Raw genomic sequence first — 14,304 nt, forward strand, 5'->3', positions numbered from 1 at the left:
CTTTCGCACAGTCGGGATCAGTGCGCCCCGATATCGGCCTTCGCCATATCGTCCGCCCGGCCGTCGCCCTGCTTGCCGAAGCCGATGAACATCGCCGAGGCGACCACACCGATCAGCAGGATCGCCGCGGGCAGGTACATGGACTGGCTCAGCGCGGTGCTGAGCTTCTCCAGGATCGGATCCCGCACCTGCGCGGGCAGATCGCTCAGGCTCTTACCGCCCGAGCCCTCGCCGATCGGACCGCTCTGCAGGCCCTGCGCCGAGATCCGCGCCGACAGCAGCGCGCTGATCGCCGCCGAACCGAGCACCGAACCCACCTGGCGGGTGGTGTTGTAGACGCCCGCGCCCGCACCGGCCTGCTGCACCGGCAGATTGTGGGTGGCGGTGGAGGCCAGCGGCGCCCAGATGCAGGAATTGGCGATACCGGCGAAGCCGCCGACGATCATGAACAGCGGCAGCGAGCCGTCCGGCTTCATCAGCGCGGCGAAACCGAACAGGGTGGCCGCGAACACCGCGAAACCGATGGTCGGGATGACCCGCGGCGCGACCTTGTCGGAGATCTTGCCGATGATCGGCGCGAAGACGCCGGTCAGAATGGCCATCGGCGCGAAGATCAGCGCCGAGCGGGTCGGCGACAGCTCGTGCACCTGCTGCAGGTAGAAGTAGGCGGGCACGAACACGCTGGTCACCGCCGCGCCCATGGCGGCGATGCCCACATTGGACAGCGCGAAGTTGCGGTCCTCGAACAGGCTCAGCGGCACCAGCGGCTCACCGGTATTGCGCGCCTGGTTCATCACGAACAGCGCCAGCACCACAGCGCCGGCCGCGATCATGGCCCAGATCTCGGCGTCCCAGTCGTGGGTATTGCCCTCCTGGATACCGAACACCAGCAGGAACATGCCGACGCCCGACAGCGCCACACCGACCAGGTCGAACTTGTGCTCGTGCGTGGGCAGCGACGGGACCAGCCAGAACGCCAGCGCGAAGGCGATGATGCCGATCGGCACGTTCACATAGAAGATCCACTGCCAGCCCTGCCAGTCCACCAGCACGCCGCCCAGGATCGGGCCGACCAGGGTGGCCAGACCGGCCACGCCGCCCCACAGGCCCATGGCCGCGCCGCGCTTGTCCGGCGGGAAGGTGCGGGTGATGACGGCCATGGTCTGCGGCGTCATCAGCGCCGCGCCCAGGCCCTGCACGGCGCGGGCCGCGATCAGCATGTTGATGCTGGTCGACTCGGCGCACCAGAGCGAGGCGAGGGTGAACACGACCAGGCCGCCGAGGTAGATGTTCTTGGGGCCGAAGCGATCCCCGAGCCGGCCGGTGACCAGCAGCGGCACCGCGTAGGCCAGCAGGTAGGCGGAGGTGACCCAGATGACCTGGGAGACATCGGCGTTCAGGTCCTTCATGATCGCCGGATTGGCCACCGCGACGATGGTCATGTCCAGCAGGATCATGAAGAACCCGACGACCAGCGCGTATAGCGCGAGCCACGGGTTGCGTTGAGTGGACATGGATTCGGGTTCCTATCCCTGGGAGTGGGTTCTGGTGTCGACGCGCTCGCCGGTCTCGGAGTCGAAGGTCTCCCATTCGAGGTCGCCGCTGCGGAGCTCGTCCATGAGTCCGCGCAGCCAGGTGACTTCGGCGGTGCTGTGCGCGCGTATGTAGTCGACCCGCATCCAGTAGCGGCGCGGGACATCGGAGGCGGCGGCCAGGTCGCGGAGCGTGGTCAGCTCGGCGACCCGCGCCTCGATCGAGGCGATGCGTTCGCGGAGGGCATCGATGACCTCGTCCACGGGCAAATTGTGCGCTTCGGCCAATCCGGTCACGAACGCCGGGTACTCGTGCACCGGTTCCCGCAGCAGGTCCCGGACTCGTTCACGCAGCGCCGCGTGCCCGGCCGTGCGAATGCGGTAGGTGGTCCGTTCCGGCCGGTTACCGGCCCGATCGGTGCTCTCCGCCGCGATCAGTTCCTGATCGGTCAGGCGTGCCACGGTGTGATACAGCGACCCCGGCTTGATCTTGGTGAACTGGTCCTCGTGGCGGCTCAGTAACAGTTGATACATCTCGTACGGGTGCATCGGACGTTCCTCCAGCAGTGCGAGAACCAGCAGCGCCATCGGCGTGAGCGCTGGAGCCGACTGCTTCTTGATCACCACGACCTCCGTTTCGAGTGACGCCATCAACCGCCACCCCAATCCTCCGGACCAAATATTCCACGTGGAATATACGACGCCGAACACCGCGCTCACAACCCCTCCCGAACGGATCACTCCCCCGGCATGTGTGACACCCGTCACCAGTCGGTGAAATCGTTTGTCGCAAGCCATTTCTCGATGCGCGGCAACTGAAACCGGCCGGTACCATCAACCTTTCGTCAGGGAAGTAGTAGAAAGAGGTACCCGCCATGTCGGACCAGGAATCGACCACCCAGGACACCGCCGCCGCCGACGGCCTCGCCGCGATGATGGCCGCCTGGGATATCAAGGGTGAGGCCGATTCCGCTGCGGAGCAGGCGGATTCGACCGGCGAGTAACCCATCCCCGGCATCGGACACCGAACAGCCCGCCGAGACATCCTCGGCGGGCTGTTCCGTTCCGGGTCATCTGCGCCATGATGAACGCATGGGGTGGACGATTACCGAGGATGTGTCGGCATACGAGCGGGCGGCCGGTGAATTCCTGCTGTCGGATCCGGTCCGGCACACCGTGCTGGTCACGGTGCTGGACCGGCTGCTGCGGCAGGGGCTGACGGTCTTCGGGGGCGCCGCTCCCCATTTCGGGTGGTGGACCACTCCCGGCGGCGAGGTCGCGGCCGCGTTCTTCCGGACACCGCCCTTCGGAATCGTGGTGTCCCCCTTGCCGTTCGAGGCGATCACTCCACTCGTGCGCGACTACTCGGCGATCGATCCGGCGCTGCCCGCGGTATCCGGCCCGTCGGACTCCGCCCGGGCTGTCGCCGAAGTCTGGGCGCGGTCGCACGGCACGGCGGTCACCCTGCGCCGCGCCGATCGCCTCTACCGGCTGGGTGATCTGGTACCGCCGGAACCGGCGCCGGACGGCCGCGGTCGCCTCGCGACCGACCGTGACCGGGCCCTGGCAATCGAATGGCTGCTCGAATTCACAAGGGACATCGGCGATCCGCCCCCGGCACACCCGGACCGCATGATCGACGACCGCCTGACCCATGACGGCCTGTCCCTGTGGGAAGTGGACGGCACCCCGGTCTCGATGGCCGGAACCGGCCCGGTCGTAGCCGAAACCATCCGCATCGCCCCCGTCTTCACCCCGAAACCCCTGCGCGCCAGAGGCTTCGCGGCAGCGGCCACCACCTTCGCCTGCCGCCAGGCCCTCGCCTCCGGCGCGAGCCACATCATGCTCTTCGCCGACCTCGCCAACCCCACCAGTACAGCCCTCTACCAGCGCCTGGGCTTCCGCCCCCTCGGCGACTACGACATCTACCGCCTCGGCTGAGAGACGGCCCTACTACGGTGCTGGGTCGGCTGTTGGGGTGATGCGAAGCTATTTCAACTTCGAAGAGCAGCGACCGCACCCGCGTCAAGTGGGCAGCGGATGGTGATGCGCGGATTCGGGGCTCACACCCTCTTGAAATATCTAAGCCTTGCTAAGGATTCGTGCGGTGTCGTGTGAGCTTCCAGCCCGGTTCGAGGGCCCGAAACGACACGAGGCCGGAACTCGTGAGAGTTCCGGCCCCGCGCGAGGATCCGACTATCAGGCGGTCGGGGAGAACGCCTCGTCGATGATTTCCTGCTGCTCCACGGCGTGCACCTTGGACGAACCCGAGGACGGGGCCGACATGGCGCGGCGGGAGATGCGGCGCAGCTTGCCGAAACGGGCCGGGAGGATCTCCGGGAGGTTGAGGCCGAAGAAGGGCCAGGCGCCCTGGTTGGCCGGTTCCTCCTGGACCCACGCCAGATCGGAGGCGTTGGGGTACTGCTCCAGGGCCTCGTTGAGGCGGAACTTCGGGATCGGGTACAGCTGCTCGACGCGGACGATGGCCACGTCGTCGCGGTTGTGCTTGTTCTTCTCGGCCACCAGCTCGTAGTAGATCTTGCCGGAGGTGAGCAGCACGCGCTTGACCTTGGAGCGGTCGCCGTTGCCCGACTCGTAGGTGGGCTCCTCGAGCACGGTGCGGAACTTGTTGTCCGTGAAGTCCTCGACCTCGGAGACGACAGCCTTGTTGCGCAGCATGGACTTCGGGGTGAAGACCACCAGCGGGCGGCGGATGCCGTCCAGGGCGTGGCGGCGCAGCAGGTGGAAGTAGTTCGACGGGGTGGACGGGACCGCCACCGTCATCGAACCCTCGGCGCACAGCTGCAGGAAGCGCTCGATACGACCCGAGGTGTGGTCCGGACCCTGGCCCTCGTGACCGTGCGGCAGCAGCAGCACGACCTCGGAGAGCTGACCCCACTTGGCCTCACCGGAGGAGATGAACTCGTCGATGATGGACTGCGCGCCGTTGACGAAGTCACCGAACTGCGCCTCCCACAGGACGAGCGCGTCCGGGTTGCCCAGCGAGTAGCCGTACTCGAAGCCGACCGCCGCGTACTCCGACAGCGCCGAGTCGTGCACCGCGAACCAGCCCGGGTTCGCCGAGCCGATGTTGTGCAGCGGGGTGTACTCGTCGCCGTTCTTGCGGTCGATGATGACCGAGTGGCGCTGCGAGAAGGTGCCGCGGCGCGAGTCCTGACCGGTCAGGCGGACGGCCTTGCCCTCGTCGATGAGCGTGCCGAAGGCCAGCAGCTCGGCCATGGCCCAGTCGACCTTGCCCTCGTACGCCATCTCGCGGCGCTTCTCCAGCACCGGCTTGACGCGCGGGTGCACGGTGAAGCCCTCGGGCACGTTCAGGAACGCGTCGCCGATGCGCTGCAACACCGTCTTGTCCACGGAGGTCACGAGGTTCGGCGGCAGCTGCTGCTCGTCCTCGACCGACTCCGAGGCCTCCGGCGGGAACTTCTCCAGCTCGCGCACCTCGTTGAAGATCCGCTCCAGCTGACCCTGGTAGTCACGCAGGGCGTCTTCGGCTTCCTTCATGGAGATGTCGCCACGGCCGATCAGCGACTCGGTGTACGCCTTGCGGACCGAACGCTTGGTGTCGATCACGTCGTACATGCCCGGCTGGGTCATCGACGGGTCGTCGCCCTCGTTGTGGCCGCGGCGGCGGTAGCAGATCAGGTCGATCACGACGTCGCGCTGGAACTTCTGTCGGTAGTCGACGGCCAGCTTGGCCACCCATACACAGGCTTCCGGGTCGTCGCCGTTCACGTGGAAGATCGGGGCGCCGATGAACTTCGCGATGTCGGTGGAGTATTCGGTGGAACGCGAGTACTCCGGCGCGGTGGTGAAGCCGATCTGGTTGTTCACCACGATGTGCACGGTGCCACCGGTGCGGTAGCCGCGCAGCACCGACAGGTTCAGGGTCTCGGCGACGACACCCTGGCCGGCGAAGGCCGCGTCACCGTGCAGCATCAGCGGCACGACCGAGAACGACCGCGCCTCTTCGCCCTTGGTGACGATGTCTTCCTTGGTGAGCAGATCCTGCTTGGCGCGGACCAGACCCTCCAGCACCGGGTCGACGGCCTCGAGGTGCGAGGGGTTCGCGGTCAGCGACACCTCGATCTCGTTGTCGCCGAACATCTGCAGGTAGGTGCCGCGCGCACCGAGGTGGTACTTCACGTCACCGGAGCCGTGGGTGGCGGCCGGGTTCATATTGCCCTCGAACTCGGTGAAGATCTTCGAGTAGGGCTTGCCCACGATGTTGGCCAGCACGTTCAGGCGGCCACGGTGCGGCATACCGATGACGACCTCGTCGAGGGCGTACTCGGCACACTGGTCGATGACGGCGTCCATCATCGGGATGACCGACTCGGCGCCTTCCAGCGAGAAGCGCTTCTGACCGACGTATTTGGTCTGCAGGAAGGTCTCGAACGCCTCGGCCGCGTTGAGCCGGGACATGATGTACTTCTGCTCCGCGACGGTCGGCTTCGCGTGCTTCTGCTCGACCCGCTCCTGAATCCACTTGAGCTGCTCGGGATCCAGAATGTGGGTGTACTCCACACCCACATGGCGGGCGTAGGCGTCGCGCAGGATGGACAGCACATCGCGCAGCTTCATGCGCTCCTGGCCGTGGAAGCCCGCGACATTGAACTCGCGGTCCAGGTCCCACAGGGTCAGGCCGTGCTGGGTGACATCCAGGTCGGGGTGCGAGCGGAACTTGTCCTTCACCAGCCGCAGCGGGTCGGTGTCGGCCATCAGGTGGCCGCGGCTGCGGTAGGCGTTGATCATCTCCTGGACGCGGGTCGACTTGTCGATGCCGCGTTCCTGAATGTCCTTGCGCCAGCGGACCGGCTCGTACGGGACACCCATGCCGTGGAAGATCTCGTCGTAGAACTCGTCGGAGATCAGCAGGTTGTGGACGGTCCGCAGGAAGTCGCCGGATTCCGCGCCCTGGATGATGCGGTGGTCGTAGGTCGAGGTCAGGGTCATCAGCTTGCCGATGCCCATCTCCGCGAGCTGCTGGTCGCTCATGCCCTGGAACTCGGCCGGGTACTCCATGGCGCCCGCGCCGATGATCGCGCCCTGGCCCAGCATCAGACGCGGCACCGAGTGGTTGGTGCCGATGGTGCCCGGGTTGGTGAGCGAGATGGTGACGCCGGCGAAGTCGTCGTTGGTCAGCTTGCCGTCACGGGCACGCCGCACGACGTCCTCGTACGCGCTGTGGAACTGCGCGAAGGACATGGACTCGGTGTTCTTGATGGCCGCGACCGCGAGCGCGCGGTTGCCGTCCTTGCCCGGAAGGTCGATGGCCAGACCGAGATTGGTGTGCGCGGGGGTGACCGCGTTCGGCTTCCCGTCGACCTCGGCGAAGTGCCGGTTCATGTTCGGGAAGACCTTGATGGCCTGCACGATGGCGTAGCCCAGCAGGTGGGTGAAGGAGATCTTGCCACCGCGGGTACGGGCCAGGTGGTTGTTGATGACCAGCCGGTTGTCGATCATCAGCTTCGCCGGGATGGCACGCACCGAGGTAGCGGTGGGGATGGCCAGCGAGGCCGACATGTTCCGCACGACCGCCGCGGCGGGTCCGCGCAGCACCTTGGTCTCGTCCTCGGCGGACGGCTTGGGGCCGCCGGAGGTCGGGGCCGCGTTCGAGGTCGGGGCCGGAGTCGTCTGCGGGGCGCGCACCTGCGCGGGAGCCGGAGCCGGGGCGGGCGCGGCGGGTGCGGCGACGGGATGAGCGGCGGGCGCGACGGCGGCGGGGGCCGGAGCGACGGCGGCGGCCGCCTGGCTGTTGTTACCAATCTCGGCAGTGTTCTCCGGCGTGTAGTCCGCCAGGAACTCGTGCCAGCTCTCATCGACGGACGAGGGGTCTTGCTTGTACTTCTGGTACATCTCGTCGACAAGCCACTGGTTCTGTCCGAACTGGTCTGTTGAGCTGCTCACAGCAGGTGTTCGCCTCATTTCGTTCTTCGCGCTGCGACGTTTGTGACGTGCCCGGCACGGGTAATCGGCGGATGCGCGCCGATGCGCCCCCACTGAGGATATGCCCACCCCTGTTCGTCGTCGGCCATGGCTACCACCGAGCGGACGCATTCTCTCGTGACGACTCGTCCTCGCTCGAGAATATTCCCTCGGTCGCCCGCGCCGCAGCCCACAAGCGGGAGTACGGGCCGTCGGCTCCGAGGAGTTCGTCGTGCGACCCGATTTCGCTGATGCGACCGTGCTCGACGACGGCGATCCGATCGGCCTGCGCGGCGGTCGCGAGCCGGTGCGCCACGATGATCGAGGTTCGCCCCCGCGTCACCGATTCGCTCGCGACCAGCACCGATGCCTCGGCGGCGGGATCCAGTACGGCGGTGGCCTCGTCGAGCAGGAGCAGGTCGGGCCGGACCAGTTCGGCGCGGGCCAGAGCGATGAGCTGGCGTTGCCCGGCCGAGAGTCCGCGCCCGCGTTCCCCGACCGCCTGCGACATGCCCCGGGGCAGTGCGGCGATGGTGTCCAGCGCGCCGACCGCGGCGGCCGCCGCCTCGATTTCAACGCGACTCGCAAAAGGTTTGCCAAATGCAATGTTGCTGGCAATGTCGCCGGTGAAGAGGTGAGCTTCCTGCGGGACCACGCCGAGCCGGGAACGGAACTCGGCGAGGCGATAGTCGCGAATATCCACGCCGTCCACCCGAATTGCGCCGTGAGTGTCCGGATCATGGGCTTTGTCATGCGTTTTTGCTATAGAGATTGCCGTCGCGGCGTCGGTAACTTCGTGATTCGCGTCACCGGACGCAGGTTCTCGTGGCATGTCGTAGAGCCGGGCCAGCAACTTCACGATGGTCGACTTGCCCGCGCCGGTCTCACCCACCAACGCGAGGCTGCCGCCCGCCGGGATGCTGAGGCTGACGCCCTCCAGGGCGGGCCGCACCGCGCCCGGGTACTGGAAGCGCACGTCGTCGAACACCACCTCGCCGCGCAGGCGCCCGTCGATCGGGGCCGCGTCCGCGGGGTCGGGGGCGATGGAGGACCGGGTGCGCAGCAGTTCCCCGATGCGCCGCAATCCGACCCGCGCCTGCTGGTACCCGTCGAAGAGCTGCGACAACTGCATGATCGGCCCGAACAGCAGTTGTAGGTACAGCACGAACGCGACCAGGGTGCCCGCGGTGGTGGTCCCGTGCGCCACCGCCCAGGCCCCGGTGAACACCACCGCGGCCAGCGCCAGATCCGCCCACATGCCGACGAAGGCGAAGAAGGTGGCGATGGCCCGCTGCGCCTGCATCCGGCTGACCCGGTAGTTGTCCGAGTACCCGGCGAAGCGCCGCTCGGAGATCGCCTCGTGCCGGTTGGCCTGCACCACCCGCAGTCCCGCGACGTTCTCGGCGAAGTCGGCGTTCACGGTCGCCGAATGCTCCCGGGAAGCGCTGTAGGCGGCGTCGGAGACCTTGCGGAACTTCCAGCTGGCCACCAGCAGCGCGGGCACCGTCACGAACACCACCAGGGCCAGACCCGGGTCGATGATGGTGAGCGCCACCGCGATTCCGCCGACGGTCAGCAGCGCGACCAGCGCGTCCGGCAGACCGGTCTGCATGAACGTCGACAGCGCGTCGATGTCGGTGGTCATCCGGGTCATGATGCGACCGGACAGTTCCCGCTCGTAGAAGTCCAGGCCGAGCCGCTGCAGATGCGCGTAACTGCGCACCCGCAAGCCGAACAGCACCCGCTCCCCGGCCCGATTGCTCCAGAGCAGCGCGGTCGCCGCGACCAGCCACCCGGCCACGACCAGGACGACGCCGATGACGGTGGCCCGCACCAGCGCCGCGCCGTCGTGCCGTCCGACGCCCGCGTCCACCGCGTACCGCACCACCGACGGGAACCCCACGCCGACAAGCGCGTTCAGCGCCAGCAGGATCATGGTTCCCGCGACCAGCCATTTCACCAGTCCCAGCGCGTGACTCAACCGGAACCCGGGGTCGGGCTCCCGCAACGAGTCCGCGTCCAGCCCTGGCTCTTCCAGCGCGGGCGGCAGCGTGCCGAGCACCCGCCGCACTTCCTCAGGCGTATCCCGATCCGGTTGCGCGCCCGCCGCGGTCTGCCCGAGTTCGAGGTCGGAGTTCGCGGCCGCCGGATCGAGGGGCGCGAATTCCGGTGCGGGCAGCCGGATCACGCGGTCGGCGTGGGACAGCGTCGATTCGCGGTGGGCCAGGATCAGCGTGGTCCGGCCGGAATCGGTGGGCAGGGACGCGAAGATCGCGGCCTCGGTGACCGCGTCGACCGCCGAGGTGGCGTCGTCGAGGATCAGGACGCGCGGGTTGGCGAGCAGGGCACGGGCCAAGGCGATGCGCTGGCGCTGACCGCCGGACAGGGTCAGGCCGCGTTCGCCGACCACGGTGTCGTAGCCGTCGGCGAGGGCATTGATGAAATCGTCCGCCGCGGCCTGTTTCGCGGCCGCGTGGATCTCGGCCTCGGTCGACTCCGGGCGGCCCAGAGCGATATTGGCGGCGATGGTGTCCGAGAGCAGGAACGCCTCGTCGAACACCACGCCCACGGCCGCGCGCAGGTCGGCCGCACGTAGATCGGCGACATCGGCGCGGGAGTCGGTGCCGTACAGGCTGATCCGGCCGGAGTCGGGGGAGTAGAAGCGCGGCAGCAGCAGGCTCAGCGTGGACTTGCCCGAGCCCGCCGGGCCGATGATCGCCACCGTCTCCCCGGGCGCGATGTCGAGGCTGAAATCGCGCAGCACCGGCCGGTCCGGATCGAAGCCGAACGTGAGGTCCTCGATGTCGATGCCGAGCGGCCCGTGGGGCATCGACGCCGGCTGCTCGGGGTCGACGCGGTCGGGCGCGCTGTCGATCACCTGGTGCACGCGTTCGGCGGCGGCTCGCGTCAACTGCGCCATCACCACCACGTACGACACGATGCGGGTGGAGTTGGTCATGGTGGCGACGTAGGCGACGAAGGCCAGGAAGGTGCCGAGCCCGATGCTGCCGTGGAAGGCCAGCAGCCCGCCGACCGCGATCACCGCGACCAGCCCGGCCTGCGGAATCGACCCCAGTGTCGGGCTGAAGCGGGCGTCGATGCGGGCCGCGCGCATGCGTTCGGCGTACAGCTCGCGCCCATGGCCCTCCAGCAGGTCGACCATGCGGGCCTCCTGCCCGAAGCCCTTCACCACGCGCACGCCGGTGACGGTCTCCTCGACGTGCTGGGCCAGATCGGCGGCGCGCTGCTGCGCCGACCAGGTGGCGGCGTAGAGACGCGGCCGCACCCGGTAGACCACGAAGGCCAGCACCGGCACCACCAGCAGCGCGGCCAGCGCCAGCGGCGGCGAGAGCCACAGCATGACGCCCGCGGCGAGCACGAATTGCAGCGCCGCCACCGAGGACCAGGGCGCCATCGACAGCAGCCCCTGCACCAGGGTGAGGTCGCTGATCGAGCGGGAGATGACCTGGCCGGTGCGCAGCTCGTCCTGCCCGGGGCCGTCCAGGCGTTGCAGCGCGGCCAGCAGATCCACCCGCAGTTCGTGCTGGACGTCGAGGGCGAGCCGCCCGGCCAGCATGCGGCGGCCGAAGGAGGCGAGGAAGCGGCCGACGGCCAGCGCGCCCAACGCGATCGCCAGGCCCGCGATGATGCCGGTATTGCCCGCGGTCGCGCCGTCGAGGGCGCGTTTGGCCAGCAGCGGCCCGGTCACCTCGACGAGCGCGCCGAGTGTGACCGCCGCCGCCAGCCCGGCCAGCATCCACGGGTGGCCCACACATCTGTCCCACAGCCGCCGCAGCCAGCCGCGGCCTGTCACGTCACCGGTCCCGGTCACCATCGCCTCGCCCGCATCACTCGAACTTATCGCGCAGCGCAGAACAACGACCGTCCCACCGTTCACGGAATGTGTTGTTTTGTTCCGTGACCTGCCCGATTGCTCCGGCAGGGTTGGCCCGCAACCGCGGTTTCGGGTCTTCCCGTGGCGATACCACCGCCCGGCGAGCCGGGTCTTACACGGTTTCCAGCGGGCATCTTTACCGTCCCGACGCAACTCGCCGAGGACACCAACGCCGCCAAATTACGGGCAGCGTTCACATCACGATCCAACACCAGACCGCAATGATCGCAACGGAATACGCGCTCACCCAAAGCCAGCTTGGTTTTCACTGTCTTGCAGGAAGAGCACGTTTTGGAACTGGGGTACCAGCGATCAGCGGTCACCAGCACCCCGCCGCGCCAGCGTGTCTTGTATTCGAGCTGCTGGCGCAGTGTGGAGAACCCAGTCGACCAGATCGCCTTGGCCAGGGACCGATTGCGCAGCATCCCCGCAACATTCAAGTCCTCCACCACGATCGTCCCGTAGGTGCGGGTCAGGCGGGTGGTGAGCTTGTGGAGCCCGTCACGGCGCATCGCGGTCACACGATGCTCGAGGCGGTTGGCATTGGCGTTGGCCTTCTCCCACCGCCGCGACGGCCCCACACCGTGCTTGCGGTCGGGGCCACGCCGCCGGGACCGTGCTCGCGCAAGCCGGCGGCGCAGAGCCTGGGTCTGCTGGTAATGCTTGGGGTTCGCAACAATCTCGCCCGTGGACAGGACGGCCAGGGACTTCACCCCCGCATCCACCCCGACCACGGCGTCGGGCCGCACGGGTTCCGGATCATCGCGGCGGACCGCGACCGTGAACGAAACCCACCAGCGGCCACCCCGCCACGACAGGGTCATGCTGCGCAGTTTCGCGGTCCCGTTGCGCAGCCGCCGCGCGAGCTTGCGCGTCGATTCACTCGTCCGAACGACCCCGATACGGGGAATCTTGACCTGCCGCGACCCGTCGCCGAGCCCGTAACTGCCGGTGGTGACGGTGAACGATTGGTGGGAGTGCTTCTTCTTCCGGGCCGGGACACCCATACGTGCCCCGGCCCGGGGACCACGCTTGGACGCCCTGTAGTTGGAGAACGCCTGGGCCACCCGCGTTACACCGGATGAGTACGCCTCTTTGCTGTTCTCCGCCCACCACGGCGCGACCGTATCCTTCTCCGCGTTCCAGGCTTTGCGGAGGCCGTAGGCGGATTGATCGATCCACGGAGTGAGTTCGTCCTCAGGGATGCCGTAGGAGGCTTCGGCTGCGCGTTGCGCCCAGTTGGCGAGGACTTTCCGACGACCCCAGTTGTAGGCGAACCGTGTTGCCCCGCAATGTGAACGCAAGGCTTGTATCTGGTCGTGGGTCGGTTCCAGCGCGAACCGGTACGCCTGCATCTGACTCGCCCCCTCCTCGGGGCGACCGTTCGACGACGACGGCTCGCTCACCTGTTCGACGTTAGGGGAACCGGACCGGACACGACAATATTGAAACCGAAGACACGCCAATCGAATTACAGCGACCGCACCCAAGCCCGACCGTCCCACCGCAACACTCAACGCGCAACGACACGAACGTCACAACCCGCCCAACAGTTGATCACCCCGCGTCCGGTCTCGTCGAAACGGAGTTCCCGCCATGCCGATTCAGCGCCTCAATCACGCTGTCCTGTTCGTCTCCGACGTGGAACGCTCGGTCGCGTTCTACAGCGAGGTGCTCGGCTTCCGCCGCCTGCCCGGCGGCTTCCCGGGCGGGGCGTTCCTGCAGGCCGAGGGGTCGGCCAATGACCACGACCTGGGCCTGTTCCAGTCCCCGGACCCGTCGGTGCCGCACCGCACCGGCCGGGTCGGGCTCTACCACCTGGCCTGGGAGGTGGACACGCTCAGCGAGTTGCAGCGGGTGCGCGACGCCCTGATCGCGGCGGGCGCGCTCACGGGCGCGTCGGACCACGCCTCCACCAAGGCCCTCTACGCCGCCGATCCCGACGGCATCGAATTCGAGGTCTGCTGGCTGGTTCCCGACTCCGCGGTGGAGGCCGAACTGGCGGGTATGACCGCGCCGAGCCTGCCGCTCGACCTGCCGGGGCTCATCACAAAGTACGGCGCGGACACCCCGGGCGGCCCGCGCACCGACCACGCGGTCTGGCAGCGGGTGTTCGCCGACCGCGACTGAGCGTCAGATGTCGCGGCGGGTGTAGAACCACCAGCCCGCCGCGCCCGCCGCCGCGCTCCACAGCACCAGCATCGCCATGGCCGCCGGGGTGGGCGCGATGAGGGCGTTCTTGGCGTACCGTCCGCCACTGATCGCCCCGACCGTCGAGGACACCGGCAGGATGGCCGCCAGCCCGCCGAATCCGATGGCGCGCGCGGTGATCCAGATCAGCGGTTCCAGCACCGCCCAGCCCAGCACCGCCATCAGCGCCTGGGTGGGCGAGCGCAGCACGAAGCCCACCGCGGTCCCGATCACCGCCCAGCACACCGCCGCCAGCGCCACCCCGATCAGCACGCCGAAGTAGCCGCCGTCCATGGGCGCCCGCGAGCCGCCCGCCAGCCGCATGGCGGCCCCACCGAGCACCTCCATGACGACCACGGTGGCGAGCGAGAACGCCCCCGCCACCGCGAGTTTCGCGCTCAGCAGCAGTGTCCGGTCGGGCGTGAACAGCGAGCTCATCGCCACACCCCCGGTAGCGAACTCAGAGCCCGCGCCGACCGCCCCGAAGGCGGCGGCCGCGGCCACGGTCAGAACCACCACCCAGGCGGTGAACATGGCCGTCCACCCGGACCCGGAGCTGAACCCCTGCGCGTTCTCGCCGCCGGGCTGGAATCCGGTGCCCAGCGCCACGAACGCCGCCACGCCCGCCGCGACGACCCCGCCGCCGATCACCCAGTTCAGCCGCACCGAAGTCACCTTCCGCACTTCGGAATTCGCGGCCCGGGCCACCACCGGCGGCACAGTGAACTTCATCGAGCGTCC

General features: G+C 68.2%; 9 protein-coding genes. 3 read left to right on the forward strand and 6 right to left on the reverse strand.

What is annotated here, in order from left to right; all coding sequences use genetic code 11:
* Positions 1 to 17: 17 nt before the first annotated feature.
* Together ACFV4K_RS14650 and ACFV4K_RS14655 are read right to left on the reverse strand one after the other, a co-directional pair.
* On the reverse strand, positions 18 to 1,514 hold the full coding sequence (locus ACFV4K_RS14650) for a DHA2 family efflux MFS transporter permease subunit (protein WP_379275096.1): 1,497 nt from the start codon (positions 1,512 to 1,514) through the stop codon (positions 18 to 20).
* 12 nt (positions 1,515 to 1,526) lie between these two features.
* A complete protein-coding gene (locus ACFV4K_RS14655) occupies positions 1,527 to 2,183 on the reverse strand; it encodes a PadR family transcriptional regulator (protein WP_379275097.1) in 657 nt (218 codons plus the stop codon).
* Positions 2,184 to 2,407: 224 nt separating this feature from the next.
* Between ACFV4K_RS14655 and ACFV4K_RS14660 the strand changes: the two genes are divergently transcribed.
* Positions 2,408 to 2,536, forward strand: coding sequence for a hypothetical protein (locus tag ACFV4K_RS14660; protein WP_379275099.1), 129 nt, complete (start codon positions 2,408 to 2,410; stop codon positions 2,534 to 2,536).
* An 88-nt stretch (positions 2,537 to 2,624) separates the two neighbouring features.
* Positions 2,625 to 3,473: a GNAT family N-acetyltransferase gene (locus ACFV4K_RS14665; protein ID WP_379275101.1), complete on the forward strand. Its 849-nt coding sequence runs from the start codon at positions 2,625 to 2,627 to the stop codon at positions 3,471 to 3,473.
* Positions 3,474 to 3,731: 258 nt separating this feature from the next.
* Here ACFV4K_RS14665 and ACFV4K_RS14670 read toward each other — a convergent pair whose 3' ends face one another.
* The 3 genes from ACFV4K_RS14670 to tnpB form a co-directional block, all read right to left on the reverse strand.
* Entirely contained in the window at positions 3,732 to 7,478 is a 3,747-nt protein-coding gene (locus ACFV4K_RS14670; RefSeq protein ID WP_379275102.1) for a multifunctional oxoglutarate decarboxylase/oxoglutarate dehydrogenase thiamine pyrophosphate-binding subunit/dihydrolipoyllysine-residue succinyltransferase subunit, read from the reverse strand.
* Between the two features lie 112 nt (positions 7,479 to 7,590).
* Entirely contained in the window at positions 7,591 to 11,313 is a 3,723-nt protein-coding gene (locus ACFV4K_RS14675; protein WP_379275104.1) for an ABC transporter ATP-binding protein, read from the reverse strand.
* A 59-nt stretch (positions 11,314 to 11,372) separates the two neighbouring features.
* Positions 11,373 to 12,779: an IS607 family element RNA-guided endonuclease TnpB gene (gene tnpB, locus ACFV4K_RS14680; RefSeq protein ID WP_379275106.1), complete on the reverse strand. Its 1,407-nt coding sequence runs from the start codon at positions 12,777 to 12,779 to the stop codon at positions 11,373 to 11,375.
* Positions 12,780 to 12,969: 190 nt separating this feature from the next.
* On the opposite strand from tnpB, the gene ACFV4K_RS14685 reads away from it, so the two are divergent.
* Positions 12,970 to 13,503, forward strand: a complete 534-nt coding sequence (locus ACFV4K_RS14685; protein ID WP_379275108.1) for a VOC family protein — start codon at positions 12,970 to 12,972, stop codon at positions 13,501 to 13,503.
* A 3-nt stretch (positions 13,504 to 13,506) separates the two neighbouring features.
* Here ACFV4K_RS14685 and ACFV4K_RS14690 read toward each other — a convergent pair whose 3' ends face one another.
* The gene (locus tag ACFV4K_RS14690; RefSeq protein ID WP_379275109.1) at positions 13,507 to 14,295 is read right to left on the reverse strand and encodes a hypothetical protein; all 789 of its coding nucleotides are present in this window, start codon (positions 14,293 to 14,295) and stop codon (positions 13,507 to 13,509) included.
* Between the last annotated feature and the right edge of the window lie 9 nt (positions 14,296 to 14,304).

The organism is Nocardia sp. NPDC059764 (assembly GCF_042732555.1).
Classification (GTDB): domain Bacteria; phylum Actinomycetota; class Actinomycetes; order Mycobacteriales; family Mycobacteriaceae; genus Nocardia.

Bases quoted from the DNA above. Each gene is read 5' to 3' on its own strand.
- ACFV4K_RS14650 (WP_379275096.1), bottom strand. From the start codon at position 1,514: ATGTCCACTCAACGCAACCCGTGGCTCGCGCTATACGCGCTGGTCGTC.
- ACFV4K_RS14655 (WP_379275097.1), bottom strand. From the start codon at position 2,183: ATGGCGTCACTCGAAACGGAGGTCGTGGTGATCAAGAAGCAGTCGGCT.
- ACFV4K_RS14660 (WP_379275099.1), top strand. From the start codon at position 2,408: ATGTCGGACCAGGAATCGACCACCCAGGACACCGCCGCCGCCGACGGC.
- ACFV4K_RS14665 (WP_379275101.1), top strand. From the start codon at position 2,625: ATGGGGTGGACGATTACCGAGGATGTGTCGGCATACGAGCGGGCGGCC.
- ACFV4K_RS14670 (WP_379275102.1), bottom strand. From the start codon at position 7,478: ATGAGGCGAACACCTGCTGTGAGCAGCTCAACAGACCAGTTCGGACAG.
- ACFV4K_RS14675 (WP_379275104.1), bottom strand. From the start codon at position 11,313: ATGGTGACCGGGACCGGTGACGTGACAGGCCGCGGCTGGCTGCGGCGG.
- ACFV4K_RS14685 (WP_379275108.1), top strand. From the start codon at position 12,970: ATGCCGATTCAGCGCCTCAATCACGCTGTCCTGTTCGTCTCCGACGTG.
- ACFV4K_RS14690 (WP_379275109.1), bottom strand. From the start codon at position 14,295: ATGAAGTTCACTGTGCCGCCGGTGGTGGCCCGGGCCGCGAATTCCGAA.